Source organism: Thermogutta sp., from assembly GCF_039793925.1.
Classification (GTDB): Bacteria; Planctomycetota; Planctomycetia; order Pirellulales; family Thermoguttaceae; genus Thermogutta.
On sequence record NZ_JBAMME010000123.1, the window covers coordinates 1 to 18,906 of the forward strand.

At 56.8% G+C, this 18,906-nt stretch carries 14 protein-coding genes and 1 pseudogene; 9 read left to right on the plus strand and 6 right to left on the minus strand.

Features of this window, described 5'->3' with window-relative positions; translation table 11 throughout:
* The 5 genes and pseudogenes from ABJK56_RS04345 to ABJK56_RS04365 form a co-directional block, all read left to right on the plus strand.
* A pseudogene (locus ABJK56_RS04345) lies at nucleotides 1–877 on the plus strand (hypothetical protein); the annotation flags it as partial.
* 208 nt (nucleotides 878–1,085) lie between these two features.
* Complete coding sequence (locus tag ABJK56_RS04350; RefSeq protein ID WP_347243438.1) at nucleotides 1,086–2,135, plus strand: hypothetical protein; 1,050 nt, start codon at nucleotides 1,086–1,088, stop codon at nucleotides 2,133–2,135.
* Between the two features lie 147 nt (nucleotides 2,136–2,282).
* On the plus strand, nucleotides 2,283–2,531 hold the full coding sequence (locus ABJK56_RS04355; protein ID WP_347243439.1) for a hypothetical protein: 249 nt from the start codon (nucleotides 2,283–2,285) through the stop codon (nucleotides 2,529–2,531).
* Between the two features lie 241 nt (nucleotides 2,532–2,772).
* A complete protein-coding gene (locus ABJK56_RS04360) occupies nucleotides 2,773–3,555 on the plus strand; it encodes a FliA/WhiG family RNA polymerase sigma factor (protein ID WP_347243440.1) in 783 nt (260 codons plus the stop codon).
* 539 nt (nucleotides 3,556–4,094) lie between these two features.
* Nucleotides 4,095–6,281: an acetylxylan esterase gene (locus tag ABJK56_RS04365; RefSeq protein WP_347243441.1), complete on the plus strand. Its 2,187-nt coding sequence runs from the start codon at nucleotides 4,095–4,097 to the stop codon at nucleotides 6,279–6,281.
* Nucleotides 6,282–6,342: 61 nt separating this feature from the next.
* On the opposite strand, the gene ABJK56_RS04370 is transcribed toward ABJK56_RS04365, so the two are convergent.
* The gene (locus ABJK56_RS04370; RefSeq protein WP_347243442.1) at nucleotides 6,343–6,570 is read right to left on the minus strand and encodes a hypothetical protein; all 228 of its coding nucleotides are present in this window, start codon (nucleotides 6,568–6,570) and stop codon (nucleotides 6,343–6,345) included.
* 1,496 nt (nucleotides 6,571–8,066) lie between these two features.
* Between ABJK56_RS04370 and ABJK56_RS04375 the strand changes: the two genes are divergently transcribed.
* Nucleotides 8,067–8,345, plus strand: a complete 279-nt coding sequence (locus ABJK56_RS04375) for a flagellar biosynthesis anti-sigma factor FlgM (protein WP_347243443.1) — start codon at nucleotides 8,067–8,069, stop codon at nucleotides 8,343–8,345.
* Between the two features lie 2 nt (nucleotides 8,346–8,347).
* The gene (locus ABJK56_RS04380) at nucleotides 8,348–8,866 is read left to right on the plus strand and encodes a Fur family transcriptional regulator (RefSeq protein WP_347243480.1); all 519 of its coding nucleotides are present in this window, start codon (nucleotides 8,348–8,350) and stop codon (nucleotides 8,864–8,866) included.
* 24 nt (nucleotides 8,867–8,890) lie between these two features.
* Here ABJK56_RS04380 and ABJK56_RS04385 read toward each other — a convergent pair whose 3' ends face one another.
* From ABJK56_RS04385 to ABJK56_RS04405, 5 genes are all read right to left on the minus strand, one after another.
* Nucleotides 8,891–11,458, minus strand: coding sequence for a cytochrome b N-terminal domain-containing protein (locus ABJK56_RS04385; protein ID WP_347243444.1), 2,568 nt, complete (start codon nucleotides 11,456–11,458; stop codon nucleotides 8,891–8,893).
* A 154-nt stretch (nucleotides 11,459–11,612) separates the two neighbouring features.
* Complete coding sequence (locus ABJK56_RS04390) at nucleotides 11,613–12,242, minus strand: Rieske (2Fe-2S) protein (protein ID WP_347243445.1); 630 nt, start codon at nucleotides 12,240–12,242, stop codon at nucleotides 11,613–11,615.
* Nucleotides 12,243–12,568: 326 nt separating this feature from the next.
* On the minus strand, nucleotides 12,569–13,594 hold the full coding sequence (locus ABJK56_RS04395) for a bifunctional oligoribonuclease/PAP phosphatase NrnA (protein ID WP_347243446.1): 1,026 nt from the start codon (nucleotides 13,592–13,594) through the stop codon (nucleotides 12,569–12,571).
* A gap of 284 nt (nucleotides 13,595–13,878) precedes the next feature.
* Entirely contained in the window at nucleotides 13,879–14,832 is a 954-nt protein-coding gene (locus ABJK56_RS04400; RefSeq protein WP_347243447.1) for a bifunctional riboflavin kinase/FAD synthetase, read from the minus strand.
* A gap of 429 nt (nucleotides 14,833–15,261) precedes the next feature.
* Nucleotides 15,262–16,524 (minus strand): DUF4912 domain-containing protein, encoded by a 1,263-nt coding sequence (locus ABJK56_RS04405; protein ID WP_347243448.1) that lies wholly within the window; start codon nucleotides 16,522–16,524, stop codon nucleotides 15,262–15,264.
* A 904-nt stretch (nucleotides 16,525–17,428) separates the two neighbouring features.
* On the opposite strand from ABJK56_RS04405, the gene ABJK56_RS04410 reads away from it, so the two are divergent.
* Complete coding sequence (locus ABJK56_RS04410; protein WP_347243449.1) at nucleotides 17,429–17,884, plus strand: hypothetical protein; 456 nt, start codon at nucleotides 17,429–17,431, stop codon at nucleotides 17,882–17,884.
* Between the two features lie 112 nt (nucleotides 17,885–17,996).
* Nucleotides 17,997–18,875 carry a F0F1 ATP synthase subunit A gene (gene atpB, locus ABJK56_RS04415; protein WP_347243450.1) on the plus strand — a complete coding sequence of 293 codons (879 nt, stop codon included), beginning with the start codon at nucleotides 17,997–17,999 and terminating at the stop codon, nucleotides 18,873–18,875.
* Nucleotides 18,876–18,906 lie beyond the last annotated feature (31 nt).

An 18,906-nucleotide genomic window follows, 5' to 3' on the forward strand; every position in this document is an offset into this window, starting at 1 on the left:
GGAATACATGGAGCACATGCTCAGCATCCTGTGCCGGCGGACCGGCTCTTCCGCGCTCTATGATTGGCCGGAGCCGCTATTTCGAGTGTATGCCGATCTCATTGACGCGGACCTCAGCGAGGAGGATGCGCGAGAACTGCTGGAGCGTGTTCGGGGAGAATCATTGCGGGATCGGATGGACGAGCCCATGCTCATCAAGGCACGCCTGGCACGAATTCTGGAAAGCGAGCTGGCAGCGACTCAGCCGATTCGGCTGACGCCCGGGCGATGTCGGGTGTGTGCCCTGGTTGGACCCACCGGTGTGGGGAAAACGACGACGATCGCGAAACTTGCCGCCAATTTTCGGTTGCGAGAGAACCGCCGGGTGGGTCTCATCACCATGGACACCTATCGCATCGCCGCCGTCGAGCAACTTCGGACTTATGCAGACATCATCGATCTGCCCATGCGAGTGGTATCCACGCCTCGCGAAATGCAAGAGGCCGTGAGAAGTTTTGACACGCTCGATCTTGTGCTCATCGACACGGCAGGACGGAGTCCCAAGGACGACATCAAAATCCGCGAACTTCGCGCCCTCCTCACGGAAGCTGCTGCAGACGAAATCCACCTGGTTTTGAGCAGTGTGGCGGGGACAAAGGCCCTTCTTCAAACACTTGAGCGGTTCCGGACGGTACGGCCGACGGCGCTCATCCTCACCAAGCTCGACGAGTCGCCCTCTTTTGGCGGATTGCTTCCCGTTTTGCGAGCCGCCGGATTGCCTCTGAGCTATCTCACAAACGGGCAAAACGTCCCTGACGACATCGAGACGGCACAGCCCGCCCGGGTAGCGCGCTTGATTCTGGGAATGGAAGGCCTCGTGAGGGAGCCACACGCGTAAGCACTGGAAGACGTTTGAAGAGGGCACAGAGAATTGGGACATCCAGCTTCAGCGTGAAAAGTAAACAAAACGATGTGACCTGCAAATAGGATCACGGCAAAACCGCATTCGAATGGTGCAAGACCAGCAAGAAGTTTGAATTGAAACTCGGGGGAAATTAGTTCTTTCCGCTGACGAAAAAGCGGCAGTATCGCACCGCGAATAGAACATGGACGTTCGTTGCACACGACATACTCTGACCATCCAAGACCAGGCGTTTCGACTGCGACAACTGGTTGTGGAAAAACGCCGGAGTAAGTCGCCACGGCCGAGCGCTCTCCGTGTCGGCGTGCGGGGCCTGCAGCTGGGTGTGGGCGCGACCACGGTGGCTAAAGCCCTCCACACATGCCTGCGATTGTGGGAACGTAAGGCCGAATATATTCGTGCCCCCAAAAGTAAAAGCCCTAGGGGCGTGGCAATGGAGGTGAACAACCTCCTTCCGACTGTGCCCCAACCGATTCCGAGCACCAAGGCAACTCAACTGGCGCAGGGCCTGTTCATGCATGATCCGCAGGCGATGCCGGCTGGCAGTGAACAACTCGTGTGGGAGGTTGATCGCACCCATGTGGCGACAAAACCAATCCTTGAGGAGGACGACGGGATAGGCTCCATTTGCTGGATTATCGTAGACTGCGAGTCGGGCGACGGGGAGGCTTCTGCCCCCGACTGGGCTTGTTTTGAGGCGGTTGTGCTCGTCACAACCGCGGAGCCGCTTGCTGTGATGGCGGCCTACAAGTGGCTTAAGCGTTTTCGCGATCAGGGGGTTCCCCAGCGGAGTATCGTGGTGGTCAATCGCACTTCTGATATGACGGTTGGCGCGGAGATGGGGCATCGACTTCAGGTCGCCTGCGAGCGCTTCATGGCTGTCAGCCCTCCGATCGCTGTACTTCCGGAGGTGGCCGGCTTGGAAGACTCGCACACCTGCTTGACACCCATGGACCATGGAAAGAGACAGGAGGTGAGAATTGCAAGCGGTGGGCCAGGCCACACGGAAGTATGGCAGTCCGCCCAGACGTGGTGGAAAGGGATCGCGGGACTGACGGAATGCGTGTTTCGGCTGGTCCTAGCCGAGAATTCGCTTGTGGGTGATTTCGCCACCCACCGGATAGGGCAAGACGAGGGAGAGAAGGTGGCAACCTCTACCGAGGAAAACGTTTGTGCGGGCTCAGTGGAAAATGTCGGTGAAGGAAAACAGCCTAAAGACGGGGAAAAACGCTGAATATTGGATACGATTCTGGCCGATAAAGATGGAGCCCTCAAAGAATGGCTGGATTGAACCGCAAGGCCCCCGATTACCTATCTCGGCCAACAAAGTTACAAAACTTGGGCAAGATTCGGTTTTTCCACCAGAAAGTGGATCAGAACCGTGGGTCGGATTTGTGCCGGAATTCTGGGACCTCTGGCGATGGTCGGTGCCATCGTGCACGGTCTAATTCACGGTGGGAATGTCGATGAAATCCTTTTGCGCAGCTGGGTGTGCCTTGTGGTTTTTTCCATTGTGGGAGCCATTCTGGGAGTCATCGCGGAGTCGGCCATCAGGGAGTCCATTCAGCAGCGGCTGAAAGAGGAGCTGAGCAACCGGACACAGGCCAGTCAAGTTGGGGGGATGACATGAGGTAAAAAATCATTTGGTGTGAAACCGGCAGAAGAGGATCTGGGACCCTAAGGGAATCATCGCGATATCGGTACAGGCATCACGATTCAGGCACGGGGGAGACGCAAGGATGAGTCGCCCGAGAGCCACAAAGGCAGCGGCGTCATCGACCGCGGTTCGATCTCGGCAGAAAACAGTCACGCAACAGAAAACGGCTGATTCAAAGAGTTCATCTGGAGAGCGCACCATCAGGGAGGATTCTATGCCCACCACTGTCGCTCCGGAGGATGTGGAGCAGCTTTGGATCGAGTTCAAGAAGAACCCTCAAAATCAGGAATTGCGCAATCGTCTCATTGAAATTTACCTGCCCCTTGTGAAATACAACGCCGAGCGGATTTGGGCGAGATTGCCGGAAGGTGTGGAGCTGGACGATCTCATTTCGGCGGGTGTTTTTGGACTGATGGATGCCATTGACGCCTTCGATCTTTCCCGGGGGGTCAAGTTCGAAACATATTGTGTTCCCAGAATCCGGGGAGCGATGCTGGACGAACTGCGCACGATGGACTGGGTTCCCCGGTTGGTCCGCTCCAAGGCCAGCAAGCTCAACGAGGCGTGCAAAACGCTGGAAGCCAAATTGGGGCGTCAGCCCACTGACTCCGAACTGGCCGAGGAGCTGGGCATGACGATCGAAGAGTTGGAAAAGATGAAAATGGAGGCCAGCGCCGTCAATCTCATCAGCCTCAACAAGAAATGGTACGAAACGGATAGCTACAAAGACGTACGGGAAATCGACATTCTGGAGGATAAAAAGGGGGAAGACCCCACCCGGCGGATTGAAAAAAGCGATCTGATGCGCCTCATCACCAAGGGGCTTAGTCGAAACGAGCGGCTCATCCTTATCCTGTATTACTATGAAGAGCTGACAATGAAAGAAATCGGCGCCACGCTTGACCTTTCGGAAAGCCGTGTCAGCCAGATGCATAGTGCTATCGTGCAGCGGCTCCAACAGCAACTGACACGTCGCCGCGCCGAGCTGGGTGCATGACCGGCAGACCTTCCCTGGGCATTCCGTGACAATAGCGTGATGGGCTACCACACGCCTCTTCCAGGTGTCATCCGGAAGGGACGTTTTGTTGCGCAATCCGATCGACAATCGCCAAAAGCGGCTTTTCGGTTGCACGCTTTTCTGTGAAGCCATGAGAGAAAAGGTTGAAAGTCGGAGTAAACCGGCCAAAATTCGGGAGTGAGCGCAGGGCTCAGAACAGCACCAGCAATCCGGGCTATTCGGGAGCTTGGAGGGGGTGGTTGTTAGGTCCGTCGTTCCGGAGGGACCTGCTTGTCAGGTCCGTTTTCCGGAGGCACCTGTTCGGCAGGTGTATTCTTTGCTTTGCCAGCCATTCTCCTGGAAACGCCTTTTTGAAAGCTCCCTCACTTTTATTGCGCACTTCATATGGGAGGAAAGCACTGGGAGACTCCACCTACTTGCACCGCTATAGGCAATTGCTATAACACGGGGGGAATTTGGGGAAGCGATGGAAGGACATGCTTCAGTGATTTCTTAACCCGTGTGTTGGAATGGAAGAGATGAAGCGATCAATCGTCCTGTTAGCCGTGAGTTTGGTGGCCGGTGTCAGCGGTGCCGCTGTTGGTTTTGACAACAAAATTCTTCCGCCCGACTATCGTCTGGATGACGCACGTTTTGGGAAACTGAAGACGCTTGACGATTACTTTCCTTTTCATCCGCCCCAGGACTTAAAGACTTGGGAAACTCGCCGGGAACGGGTGCAGAGACAGATTCTTGTGGCTGCCGGGCTTTGGCCCATGCCAGAGCGGCCGCCCATCCATCCGGTCATCCACGGGCTGGTCGATCGTGGCGACTACACGGTGGAGAAAGTCTATTTCGAGAGTTATCCGGGCTTCTACGTCACCGGTAATCTGTACCGTCCCAAGCATGGAAAGAAGCCCTTTCCGGCGGTTCTCTGCCCTCACGGTCACTGGCAAAACGGCCGGTTTTATGATTCCGGTCCGGAGAAGGTTCTCTGGGACATCGTGAACGGAGCCGAGCGTTTCGAACGCGGGGGACGCTATCCGCTCCAAGCCCGGTGTGTCCAACTCGCTCGGATGGGGTGTATTGTCTTTCACTACGACATGGTGGGCTATGCCGACAGCGTGCAGCTCCCGCATCGTCCTGGTGTGCGGGCACACATGAACACACCCACACGGTGGGGGTATTTCAGTCCTCAGGCGGAGCTTCATCTGCAAAACATGCTCGGCCTGCAGACGTTCAATTCCATTCGGGCCTTGGACTTTGTGTGCAGCTTGCCGGATGTGGACACCAAACGGATTGGGGTGACCGGGGCGAGCGGTGGGGGAACCCAGACGTTTCTCCTGTGTGCGGTGGATCCCCGTCCCGCAGTGTCTTTCCCCGCGGTGATGGTCTCCACGGCGATGCAGGGCGGATGCACGTGCGAGAATGCGTGCTATTTGCGGATCGATACCGGTAACGTGGAGTTTGCCGCCCTGTTTGCTCCCAAGCCCTTGGGAATGACCGCGGCAGACGACTGGACCAAGGAGATCGCCACCAAGGGCTTGCCCGAACTAAAGCAGCTCTACAGCTTATACGGTGTTCCCGACCTGGTGATGGCCAAGCCGCTGCTCCAGTTTCCCCACAATTACAACTACGTTTCCCGGGAGGTTATGTATCACTGGATGAACAAGTATCTCCACCTGGGTCTGAAAGAACCGGTGGTGGAGGAAGACTTCGAGCCGCTTTCTCGGGAAGAGATGACGGTTTGGGATGACCAGCATCCGCGTCCTGAGGGGGGTGAGGAATGGGAGCGGCGATTTCTGGAAAATCTGACCGCGTTGACGCAAAAACAGCTCGAATCACTCATACCGCAGGACGAGTCGGGGTGGGCGGAATTCCGCCGCGTTATCGGCGGTGCCTACGACGTGATGATTGGGCGGCCGGTTCCCTCTGGGGAGGAAGTCAAGGTCGAGATCCTTCGCACTGAGCAGCGCGATAACGGCGAATGGCGGGCAGTCGTGATCCGGCAAACCGCTCGGCAGGAGAGCGTCCCCGCATGGCTCATTCTTCCCCAAAGTGAGGTCAAGGCCAGTGTCCTCTGGGTCGCAGAGAATGGGAAACAGGATGTCCTGGGCAAAGAAGGCCAGCTCCATCCGGCTGCTGCTGAGTTAGTGCGCAAGGGGGCGGCTTTGCTGCTACCAGATCTCTTGGGACAGGGGGAGGCCACCCCCGATGGTGTACCGATCGTCAAAGCCAGGCTTGTGCGAGAGGATTACGCGGGGTACACGTTCGGCTATAACCCGCCAATGTTCGCACAGCGAGTCCACGACATTCTGCTGGCCATCCGCGCGGTAAAGACGCTCCATCCGTTGGCCGAGCGACCGCTGGTCCTGATAGGTCTGAAAGGGGCGGGACACTGGGTGGCCGGTGCTCGATGTCAGGCCGGGGAACTGGTTGACCTTGCCGTCATCGACACGGGCGGTTTCCGGTTCGCATCGGTCAATGCTTTTGATGATCCCAATTTCTTCCCCGGCGCTGCGAAATACTTTGATCTTCCCGGCCTGCTGGCCCTTTCGGCACCGCATGCATTGTGGTTGGCTGGAGAGAGTCGTGAAAACGCAGAACTAGTAAGCCAAGTCTACCACGCAGCCGGAGCAGAAGAAAAACTTAGAGTTCTCCCGAACTTAACTCTCAAAGCAGACGCCGAGTGGCTCAATGACTTGGCTAACTGGATGGATAAGTGAGGAGATTTGGGTAAAGTCAGGATCATCTGGCCGATGTGAAGCTGCGCTGGATTGCGCTCACTCAGTCAGCGTCACGGCAGCCGGCTTCGTCCGCAGAGCGTTGCTGCCATTGTCGGCGTTCGATCCGGAATCGGCGGGCAGATCCATGTTCCGCGATCACCTTTTCCCAGTAGGCTTCCATTTCCTGCTGGAACCGGCGGAAAGCCTCCGACGAAACCCGGATAGGGACGGGGGTGTTTTCGTGAGCGTGACGGCTCTTTCGGCTGCAATCAAATTGGGCGCCGTTCATAGCCATCCCCCTGTTGCGTTATTGGGCCTGGGAACTACCCGCCGAGTTTCCCTTTTGAGCTATCGGCCGGTGCGAGCTTTCCGCTGAGCCCAGGTTTTGGTTGACGTCATTTCGTTGTCTATTTTACCAACGCGGGTTGGTGTTGTCTTTCTATTTGCTTCGACGGTTTTGGGACGCTCTGGGTTCGCGGCCGATTTTGGTAATTTTCTTCCAAATCGACTGTGGCCGTCCCTGAAACTAAGGCCTTCGGGCTGCCGTCGGTTTGGGGTGCGGACACTTTGTTGCCACACGCTGGCCAGGAGAAGGCAAAGCAAACGCTGTTCCTTTCTTGGGACCTCTGTCGAACTGGCGGGAGGGGCCAAGGGAATGAAAAACGACCCGATTTATGGCTGGCCTACTGTCCAGACGATAGAGATGGGGAACGGTCGCTCCTGTCAAGTTTTTCTGGAAAAATGTGTAGACAATCGGTACCAAAAAAATTGCCCGGCGGAGAAAGGCTTCCCCACCGGGCGGTCACCACGGGCTGGTGGTGTTTCCATAGTGTTCAACGTCGAAGAAGTCATAAAGTTTCGCGGAATCGCGATAGGCCCGGAAAGCCTAGGGCCGGAGAACAGCATGGAACACCGAAAGGCCTGCTTTGCAGACCCAATTGGTTCTCCGCGATAGCCCCGTCTGACGGACCTGCCTGACGGAGGGACCCCTCGGAGGGACTTGCTTGTCAGCTCCGTCTTACCAGCGGAATCTGCTTGTCAGGTTCGCTCCTCCATGTTGGACGAGCCATTTTCTCACACCACGCTTGTCGCGGCTGCCGTTCGACTTTGGATCATCCGTTGATCTTCACCGGGCACGACCGACGTGTCCCTCCGGCCTCTGCCTCCCAGCCCAACGAAACCGGTGAAGCGCGAGGAGCAAGTTGGCGTTGCCTGAGGGCCCGATATGGCGGTCAGTGCGTTTTGCCACGGTACCGTGATTCCGGTGTTTCATAGTAGCTGCCCACGTTGACGGCAGGCAGCACGAAGGTGTTTCAATCGCTACGTGTGGAAAGAGATCGCCAGAGAGCCCTGGTTTACGCGGCGGGATCATGCGATACCACCGGCACGACGCGGTACGCGACGGCTTTTCCAAGGACCGGGACATGAGCTGTCCGAAACATGTAGTGTGAGGGCGACAAGTAGGGCGGAAACGGCGAAGGGCCTGCCACGGAACGGCTTTTCACACAAATTCCCAACGAGAACGGTCTCTCACCTCTCGCACGCGGTTAAAAGCAGGTAACACGGGAAAGCTGCGAAAACGCATTGGTTGTGCGGGATTCTATTTGCTATGGCACGGACTCCGGCGGTAGGATATACTTTGCCAGGGAGAGAGTATGAACCCAACGCTGTATGTCCGTGGAATTGGCCAGGTGTGATGTGATGGTTTGTCACAATTAAGATTAAAATCAGGTTGAGCGGCTGTTTGACGAGAAGACCAGGGAACAACATCAGGGGAGTTGTGCAATGCAGATTCATGGACCCAGCCATATTCATGGAGCTCAAGCATTGAGTGGTCCGCATTTAAACCGGGCCAATCAGGTTTCGAGCTTCCAGGGGAGCACGCCCATCCAGGATGAAGTGCAGATCTCGGAATTGGGCCAGTTGCTGGATAAAGTCCATGAGCTGCCCGAGATTCGGGCTGATCTTGTCGCCCGGATTCGACAGGAGATCGCGGCAGGGACGTATGAAACAGAAGAAAAACTGAGCATTGCCCTGGATCGCTTGCTGGATGAAATCGGTTGAACGTGGCGGACTATCGCGTTTTTCCCATCGAACCGCCGGAGCCTCCTCTTATTCGCTTTGAGCGATTTCTGCGTGCGCGCGGCAGGCGAATGACCTCGCAGCGCCGCATCATCGTCACGGAGGTGTTCAGCCATCACGACCATTTCGATGCCGAAGACCTGATGGAGCACCTGCGCGAACGGATGAACTCGCGGGAGGTGAGTCGGCCCACGGTGTACAGGACGCTCAGTGAGCTCGTCGAAGCGGGGCTACTCAAAAGGATGGTCATCCGGGATCGGTATGTCTACGAGCACGAGTATGGATATCCGGAGCACGACCACCTGTACTGTCAGGGATGCCACCAGCTTTTGGAATTTCGCAGCGAAGCCCTCAGGCAGATTCGGGAAAGTGTGGCGCGGGAGTACGACTTTGAAGCCGTCACGCACCGCATGATGATCATTGGCTGGTGCTCTCAGTGCCGAGCCAAGCGTGAGGCCGGGCAGTTACCTGACGCGGAAAGTCCCACCCGGGCGCGAGTGTGATCAAACGGGGGAGGAGCACCTCGGTTATTTTTTCGGAGCGAGGAACTCAGCGAGGATGTCGATCTCCTCTTTTGTCAGCAGATTCTTGCCCGGTGTGTCCGGGAAGGCGTGGTAAGAGGGCATGCCATCATTGGTTTTAGGATAAAACCGCTTGGACTTGGGATCGGCAATGAACGCGGCAATCCACTTCTTTGACCCATAACCGGTCAAATCAGGGCCGGATCCGCCACCCACGCTGTAAAATTTGTGGCAGTCAGCACATGTGAAATCTTCAAAAAGATGGAGAGTGTCCTCGTCGGGTTCCGGGGGTTCCTCACCATCGGGCCAATCTTTTTTGGCTTCGGCTGCCAGGGCATCAACAAGTTTGGCAAACTCGTCTTTTCCGATGTCGCTGATCAGTTCACGGAGGTTCCCTTTGACAAACTCGACCATATCGCCCTTGGCGAAGGTTGTCTTGCCAAAATATTTGTCAGAATCGATTTGCTTTGGATCGAGAAGACCGGCGATCCACTCGCGGGTTGCGAAACCTCCCAAGTCGGCCGCAGCAGGGGAGACGGCCGGAATCCCGTTTTCCGGTAGTGACAAAGCATGGCAGAGCGAGCACTGGGCGAATTCCCAGAGCCACCGTGCTTCTGCCTGACGGTCCCCTGTCGGCCGCGCCGGGAGGTCTCGTTTGCGGGCTTCCCACTGGCCGAGGACGAATGTGGCCGGCGGGGGAGCCGGTTCCTCTTTTTCGCGATCCTGAGCGCCATCCGATTTTTCTGGCCAGTCTCCGCGGAGGAAATCGGCAAGGACGCTCACCTGGGTGGGTGAGAATCGGTTTTTCTCCGGTCGCGCGGCGTCTTCGATAAACTGTGGCATTCGGTCATTGCGAAGACCGTAAAAATGCACGTGCTGCGGGGAGGCGATGATTCCAATGAGCCATTCGCGAGATCCATACCCGGTTAAATCCGGCGCCTGGCCCACGGGACCAGCGTCGTAGAAGCGGTGGCATCGGGCACATTCCTGGCTGGCAATGATTTGACGTCCCCGGGCGATCAATGCGGCATCGCGACGATCCATTTCCTGCTGGGACGGCAACCGCGCTTCCGCAGAGAGCGCAGCAATGACAGCTTCCTGATCCTCGGGAGGCAGCTTGGTGAAGCGTTCCTCAACGTAACGGACCATCACGCCCGCCGCAAACCGCGTATTTCCGAAATACTTCGCGCTGGTAATCTGCTGGGGATCGAAGAATCCCTTCAACCATTCCCGACTGGCGAACCCATAGAGATCCGGTGCGCTGGGATTGTCGCCAATCATCTTCAATGGATCGGGGCCGGAAAAGTTGTGACAGCTCAAGCATTGTTGCTCATAAAGCCGGGGGCCCTCCAACTTGGGATCCTCGCGCAGCAAACTCAACGCTCCGGCCGGAGGTATTCCCCCTCGCAGAGCGATGAGTTCCACCGTGCGTTTGGCTTCTTCTTCCCCAACCGCCCTGGCTTTCTGAAAATCAGCGTCCATCCAGTCGTGTCGATACGAGGCATACGTGAAATACGTCAGCCCCCCGACGATCACCAACGTAACGACGATATTCCAGACGTGCCCCAATTGCCATCGTCCGACAATGGGCATGAGGATGACCAAGATGGCGATCAAACCGGGGATAACGAAGATCGGCAGAATTTTCAATTCACCAGGGAAAATGTTGGAAAAACCGTACAGTCCGCGGAAGGACCATTCAGGACGCGCCGCCGCATAGAAGTGGGCTGGGTCGGTATCGGCAGGTGCTCCCAGCGGTGCACCCATGTGTTCTGCTGGAGAATGCCACGCTGCCAGCGAACCGAGTCCAGGGAGTCCCCGCTGACAAACGAGAAGGAAGACCACGGCCAGTGTCACAAGGCACGCCAGCCCCTGAATGAGGACTGGAAACCGAGGGTCAGGCCTGGTCAGAGGATAATCCTGGGGACGCTCTTCCACGGCTCGCGCAGCCCGGCGGGAAAGAGCCGCATGGGCCAGTGCCAGAAGCCAGATCCCGATGCCGAACACCGCAACGTGCAGAGCAAAGAAGCGAGTGAGAGTGAGGTGTCCAAACTCCGCACCACCCACAGCCAGCCGATAGAGAGCTCCACCGATCTGGGGCAAAAGCATGAGGAAACTCACACGTGTTTGCGTCGCGGCGTAGCCTTCCTGGTCCCAACGCAGGAGGTCGCCCGTCAGACACGCGCCGAGAGCAAACGCCAGCAGCAGCAGCCGAGTCCAAAACACCCATTCCCGGGGCGCTGTGTAAAACTTCGTGAAGATGCGGATGAGAATCGTCAATCCCAGAAAGCCCACGAGGACTTGCGCTCCCCAGTAGTGCAGGCCGCGCAACAGCCAGCCCAGGGGGATCTGGTGCTGAATGAAGTACACACTCTCCCAGGCCGTCTGCGAAGACGGACTATAAAACATCCAAAGGAAAAATCCCGTGATGCCCTGCTGAACAAGGAGGAAGAATATCACCGAAAGGCAAACAGGCCACCAGCAGCGACCAAGAGCGTCGCAGCCGCCACCGCAACTTGCCCGCCAGATTGAGCGCCAGCCGACCCGATCATCCAACCAATCGACAAAAGTCATTGATGCACCTTTACAAGTGGCCAAAGTGTTGGGATTGCTGTCTCTGCCGAGTACCCCTGTTACCTCAGAGCTCAACACACCCAAGATGTAAGCCTTCCGTTATTTGCGCAACTCTTTTTGTCCCACAGTCGCAGAAGCTGAGTGATGGCTTACCTCAGGCGACGGGGATTTTTTGGGCCGTTCCGACCTGAAAGTTCTGAAATTCTACCCAAACTTCCTGTCCGTTGCGAACCTCTACAGAGAGAGTATCCATGTCCCGCGGGCTTGGGGAGACGGCATCCAGGCGTTTACCATCCAGATCGAATCGCGCAAGGTGACAGGGACAGAAAAACTCACCGGCGTTGTTCTGACCTTGTCCCGAGCGGTACTCGATAGCGCAGCCGGCATGAGGGCACACCACGTGGAGGGCCTGGACCGCACCATCGGGCAGGAGCCGCAAATACACAGCCCCCACCGGCTCCCGAGAAAGGGTCCAACCGTTGCGCTTTTCAGCCACAATCGGGAACTTTCTGGGTGAGCCATCTTTCGGCAGGTTGTCGAGGGTTGTCAGTCGAACGAGAAGTCCACCTTTGCGCCCGCCCCGCAACGGCGCCAAAAAAGCGGCCAGGCCGGAAACCAGCGACGGGCCGAGCGCGATCAGTCCCAGGATCCAGGCCACGAGGCTGCCCAGTACACCGCGACGGTTCGGGGCAGAAGAAGGTTCGTTCGCCGCAGCACAACAGGGCGGCAAAGAAGCCGATTGCGAACTTTCGCGAGATTGCCCCGGTAAATTCTGTCGTTGCATAGTTCAGCTCCCGGTAATGTGCCGACGAATTTTCCGGCTTCCTGAGCTTTCAGTTAGCATTCACCAGGTTAGACCAGCCCAGTTGATCGCTTCCTTTTACGATGCCGGGTTGCCATTGGTTTGACCTGCTATCGTGACCCATCCCGGGCTTGCCGTCAGAGAGTGCTCCAAGGGGCATCCTTTATTTATTTAGTTAATTTATCGGGACTGTAGTCCAAGGCGGGACGGATGCGGTTTTTGTTCGCTCGATTACCTGGGATTTGATGTTCCCCACACCTCGGCCTGCCCATCCTGTAAACACTCCATGTGGGGTACGGCAAGCATGACTATTGTTGCATTGCCCGGCGGGCAGCGTCAAGCACGCGAGCCCGGGCGACATCCAGCGGTCCGGGAACCGTGGCACCGGCCGCCGATTTGTGTCCGCCACCCCCAAACATGGCAGCCAACCGGCTGCAATCGACATGGCACCGGCTGCGAAAGCTGACTTTGAACTGTCCCGGTGTGTGCTCGATGAACATCAGAGCGAGCTCCGTCCCCGCCACGGTCAGGGTCGTATTGATGATGTCTTCGGTGTCGGAACTCAGGGCCCCGGTCTCGGCGAAATCGGTGTTCAAAATGTAGGAGTGTATGATCCGTCCCTCGAGGTCAGTCTCTGCCCGAGCCATGGCTCGACCCATCAAGCGGAACCTCCCCAGCCGTTCGTTCTCAAAGAGTTGCCGATAAAGTTTGTCCGGGGCTACCCCGGCCTTGGTAAGCTCTCCCGCCAATTCGAATGTTTCCGCCCGAACAGAATTGAACCGGAACCATCCGGTATCGGTGGCGATGGCTGCAAACAGAAGTTTTCCCAACCGGGGAGTGAAAGAAAGACCCAATCGCCGGACAAGTTCGGCAATGATTCGGCCGGTGGCTTCGGCCTGGGTGTCTTTAAAAAGCTCGGCCCCCAAATCATCGCCGCTCACATGGTGGTCGATGACAATCTTTTTGCGGGGAAATTTTTCGATGACAGGGCCCATATCGCCTAGCTGTGCCCAGGCGGTCGTGTCAAGAACGACCAGGATATCCGCCCGGTCAATCTCCTCTTTCGCCCGGGGCTCCCAGAGCGCGATGAGCTCCTGGTTTTCGTCGAGGAACTGTAGGGCAGGGGGAACGGTGAAAGCGTTGACGCAAGCCACCTCTCGCCCCATTTGCCGCAGCACATCCGCCAGCGCAAGCTCGCTTCCTATCGCGTCACAGTCGGGTCGGATATGCGTGGTCAGCAGGAACCTTTGGTGTTCTTTCAAGACTTGCAAGAGGCGGGGCCAATCGACAACCAGCGGCGTGGTTGCGATTTTGGGGGCTTGTTCGCACAACACGAGGTCACTCCCTATTCGAGTTCACATCTTCTTTCGAAATAAGCCCAGGTCGTTGCTATTTTGGTACAGCCCGGCCGAGGCAACGTTTCTACCTTTGGCGCCGAACTTACAGTCAGTTCAGCGATTCAATCGAAGGTCTCCCCTGTCAGTGCCCAGTTCAAGGTTTTTCGGTTTTGACTTGAAAAATTCTAGCTTATCAACGGCATTGACAAAGTCCGTCGGCTGAAGCTCGTGTTGGACGCCGCAAGTTATGTTTTTCGTCTTGGTCGTGCTGTCGCTTGGAATCACCCCGCGGACTCAGCTTTCGTTTCGGCCAAATACCGCTCGAAAACTGTTCGCACCTGAGACACATCGTGGTTCATCTGCGCAATAAGTGCGTCGACGGAATCGTAACGGCAGATCTCCCTTAGGTACTCAAGAAAGTCAACTTCTAAGAGATGTCCATAAAGATTACCTGTAAAGTCAAGAATGTACACCTCGAATTTACGCTGACACTCTTCGAAGGTGGGGTTACCGCCCAGGCTGATCGCCGCCGGGTACAGGCGGCCGTGGAGCGGAACGATTCCCGCGTAGATACCCTCCCTGGGCAAGAGGGTGGGAACGTCGTTGAGATTGGCCGTCGGGAAACCCAAGTGAGTTCCGCGGCCCGCCCCCCGGACGACTTTTCCCACGGTGCGGAACGGTCGGCCCAACATGGCCGTCACATCCCCGAGTTTACCCTCCAGCAGGCACTGGCGAATCCGCGAGCTGGACACCGGCTCGTTGTTGAACAAAACGGGCGGAACGATGTGACAGTCGATGCCTTGCTGAGAACACATTGACTGGAGAAGTCTGATATCCCCGGCACGGTCTTTGCCAAAGCGGAAGTCAGCTCCTTCGACAATTGCCCGGGCTTTGAGGCGGGTCACCAGAATCTCGTGAAAAAAAAGTTCCGGTGACATTTCCAAAAGCTGGCGATTGGTGGGATACACCAGGACTCGGTCAACTCCGGTGTGAGAAAGCAGGGTCAGCTTCCGATCGAGCCAGGTCAGTGGCGGTGGTGCGCGATCAGGATTGAGGATCGCCGCCGGATGAGGATGGAACGTCACTACCAGTGAGGGCACACCAAGTTTCTGCGCTGTTTGGCAAAGCACTTCAATCAAGCGTGCGTGCCCTCGGTGAACGCCGTCGAAGTTGCCGACGCTCACCACGGAGCCTTTCAGGTCTTGGATCTCATCCAGTTCGCGGTAGATGATCACCGGTGCGGACCTTTCGGGATTAACAGGTCCCGACTGGGTGCGTGGGCCTGGGACACAGTAGGTTGAGCCGGAAGGGGCGAACCCGGAGAATCTCAAATTATAAACCGGGACGAGTGAAGATAGGGAGGCGAACTATTGTAAGTTCAGTGACCTCATCATCCGGATGATGGAAAGAACCCTGGCGGAATGAAGACAAAACCTGGGGATAACCTCAAAAGGGAACCCATGGGTGTTTCCGCGGACTCTCCAGGAAGGACAGGGAATGACACGCTGGAATGTTCCGTGGAACTTGGTTGCCGACAGTCGCCGCACCGTTACGGCGGCTCATTTGCTAGGAGGATTAAACAGCACTCCGGGAAGCAAGATTCGAGAAGGCCTGACGCGCCGGCACGCTTTAAGCTCCGTGCTGTCTCCGTGGAGGACGGTTTATTACGCAGCCGGTTCGTGATCCTTGTGGAGCGGTTCCATTACCTTGGTGTTTCTCTCGACGGCTAAAACGACCGTCCGCTGTTCCGTTCCATCGGGGCTCTGCCCCACGATGGGGAGCACATGTCGCCGGTCGGGGAGCGGTAAGCGGATGGAGAAAGTGCCGTCGGCACACACGGTAACGGGCTCCCCACGGATGGAAACGTGGTAACCTGGCTGGATCTGGCCAAAGACCACCAGCTCTGCGTCGACAAAGAACCGGAAGTTGGTTCGAGCTTCGGCCTGACCCTCCACACCGGCACCGAGCCGCTGGATGACCGACCCGCCCAAAGGCCGGCGCAGGCGATCCTCAAGGACTTCGCGTAACTCGGTGGTATCGGTGGTGTCATCATACCCACCGCTGAGGGCATAGATCCGCTCGAATTCGTCTGCCAGAGCACTCCAGTCCAACTCGTTACCGGTGGTGGCCGCGTGGGGAGTGCTTACGATGTTGCTCCGCGCAAGACAGAAGAATTTGCGATCGGGTGTGGCGTATCCGATGTCCACCTCGAAAGACCGAGGGGGATTGTCCACGTTGATGTACCAATTATTGACACGCCCGTGAATTTCGATATCCTTCACAAACACCCGTTCGGAATGGCTGGTGCCGTCCCGACGCACTTCCCAAAGCCGGAGGAGCGGTTTGGCAAGGTACCAGTTTTGGGACAGTGCGACGCGGGCCCTTTCCACGCTTTGTCGGGAAATCTCCCAGTAGGCCTGGAGCCAATAGGGATCGCGGACCATTAAAATGAGGCGGTCTTTGGCGGGGGTTGTTTCGCCGTTGGAAGTGGCGGCCAAATCCTTGGTGTCAATGAGTTCCTCCTGCCATTGACGAAGGTTTTTCTGCAACTCGGGCGACGGCGGGGCCGCAGCCACGGTTTTCTTCACGACACTGGTCTTCTGAGGAGCTTTTTGAGATACTTTAGAGCGTTTGGAGGTGGATGAGGATTCGATTTTGAGCGTTGTTTTGCGAGCGGAGCTTTTTTGAGGCTTTCCATTGGAACCGGATGTTTTGCTACTGGAGCCCGCTTTAGCTTTTCGTCCACTCGAAGTGGCGGCTTTTTTCAGACGGTTTTTCTTTTGGCGGGCTTCCTTGCGAGCGACTTCCACGAGGGCCTGAATGAGTTCCTGCTTTCGCATGGCATGCCAACGAGGGATGCCTTTTTTCTTGGCCATTTCGGCCAAGTCCTTGACTGTGTGAAGGCTGAGTTCCGCGACGGTGATCACTGTTCGACCTCCGGCAACCGAAGCACACCCGCTGGGGCGGGGACTGCCACGAAACTTGGTCCGCGCCGTCCCGCGCTGGATGCCCTTCAGTGGGCAGCGTTGCAAGGCTTTCGGCCGACGCCCAAAGTGCCTTCCGAAGACGCGGGAGCGTAACAGTAACGGTGAGGTCGTCCTTGCCCTCGTTCGCTCGCGACGGTGGTCCAGGGGGTGGTGGTTACGACATTGGGTTGGGCCACTCACGAGCCACAGGAGCCGCGCGGCTCCCGGTGCCTACTGTCATACCCAATTGCCTATTGTACACTGAGTGTGTCGAAGTCGCAACCGTGGCAGGCGGCGGGTTGGCTGTGGCAGCACAGTTGCAGCCAAGCAATGAGAACCGTGGCGCAACCGCAAACTGGCGTCTGGTCAGTCCGTGAAGCGTTGATTGATCTCGATTTTTTGTTACTTAACGGCGATAAATGCTTCATAGATGTATCTTCGCTGAAAAAGCCCAGATGCGGTCCCCTTACAGCATGCTCGAGGAGCAGGCCCTGCGGTAAGTAAGAATGATAAGTCGTAGACAACGTTTCGAGAGGACTCCAGGAAACCCTCCTGACGGTGGGGATACCCGGGCATCTTGGGCCCGCGGTTACGCCATCGGAATGCAGATCGTGGGGATTGCTCTAGAATTGGTACTCCCTAGTATTGGGGGATTTTATCTAGACAGAAAAGTGGGGACCCTGCCAATTTTTACATTGGCTGGGACCGCTTTGGGGATCGCGGTCGGAACGCTAAGTTTTGTTAAGTTCTATTATAAGGATTTGTTGCATTCAGACGGACAGCGTCCAGCGGATGACCTACGCGATAATGGACGGCGGTAAGTAGGCGACCATTCCATTTTGCGAGTCACATCTTCGGCGGGCCCGTGGGAAGTGTTGATGAAAATGGCCGACCAGGTTCACGTTTGAGTGGGCCGTTGTTTGGCCCACCGGTGTTTCGCGCTGGTTTTCTGGGTGTAATTCTCGGGGTGGGCGGCCTTTTGCCTGTGGCGGCGGTTGTGGGGGACTTCCGTGTGGAGATCGTCCGGCTGGTGGTGGCGGCCGTGGCTTGCCTCGCAGGAGGCGTTCTGGCTGCGGTCTGGGCGGAAGCCGGTGGTCACGCTGGCCCCCAGGGACTGGTGGTCCTTCTTGGCGGAACTTTGCGCGTTGTTGTGCCCCTGGCTTTGCTTGCCCTCGGAGCAATTTGCGCGGGATGGCTGGTCAGCGTCAGCACTTTGCTGTATTCTGTAGTGATCTATACCTTAATTGTGGGCCTGCAAACCTGGGTCGTCGCATCCCGTCTGACAGAAAAACCCAGGGTCAAAGAGCAGGCCGAGCGATGACCTCACCGGATGCGTAAATGGAATTGTCGCGGTTTGGTGAGGGTGAGTCGTCGTAGTCGACTCTGTGGGGATTTCAGTCGCAATCCTTCTTGCGAGTGGTGATACAATGGGCATGGACATCGCAGTAGCCGGGGAACATGTGAAGGACGCCACGTCCTTTCACTTTCCATTCGGCTATCATGTCGAATTGCCAATGCTGGATTGTGGCAGCTTACGATTGGGAGCGGTTGACTTGCCGCTGCTCGGCCACATTCCGGCAGTGGAGATTCCGCTTCGGCTCCAGCTTACGAAGTTCATGGTGCTGGAGCTGATTGTGGCAGTCCTCATGCTGCTCATCTTTATCCCGCTTGCTTGGCGATTACGTGGGGGGAGGCCGCCGGAAGGCCGGCTGGTGACATTTTTTGATGTCATCCTATGTTACATACGCGACCAGGTAGCCCGGCCCGCGATCGGCAAGCACGAGGCTGATCGATACCTGCCATTTTTGTGGACCTTGTTCTTTTTCATCTTGTTTTGCAATCTGATGGGGCTGTTGCCGTGGGCGGGCTCACCCACGGGAACATTAAGTGTTACGGGTGCGCTGGCAGTGTTGACTTTCGCGATGGTGGTGGGGGCGGGGATTCAGGAGCACGGCCTGCTCGGATACGTGAAGAGCCTCGTGCCCCATATGGAACTGAAAGGGGTCCTGGGAATTATCCTCAAACTGATGCTATGGCTCATTGAGTTTGCTGGCCTGTGCATCAAACACGCTGTGTTGGCTGTGCGTCTTATGGCGAACATGTTTGCCGGGCATTTGGTCCTGGCAGTGATCCTGAGCTTTATTGCGGCGGTGGCCAATTTCTGGCTGATTCTCTGGTTTGGGGTGACGATCGCCAGCGTCGCTGGACAGATTGCCCTTATGATGTTGGAGTTGTTCGTAGCGTTCCTTCAGGCGTACATTTTTACCTTCCTGGCAGCGCTCTTTATTGGCATGTCGGTTCACGCTCACTGAGTTTCGAAGGAATGTGAAGGTAGTAGGGCGT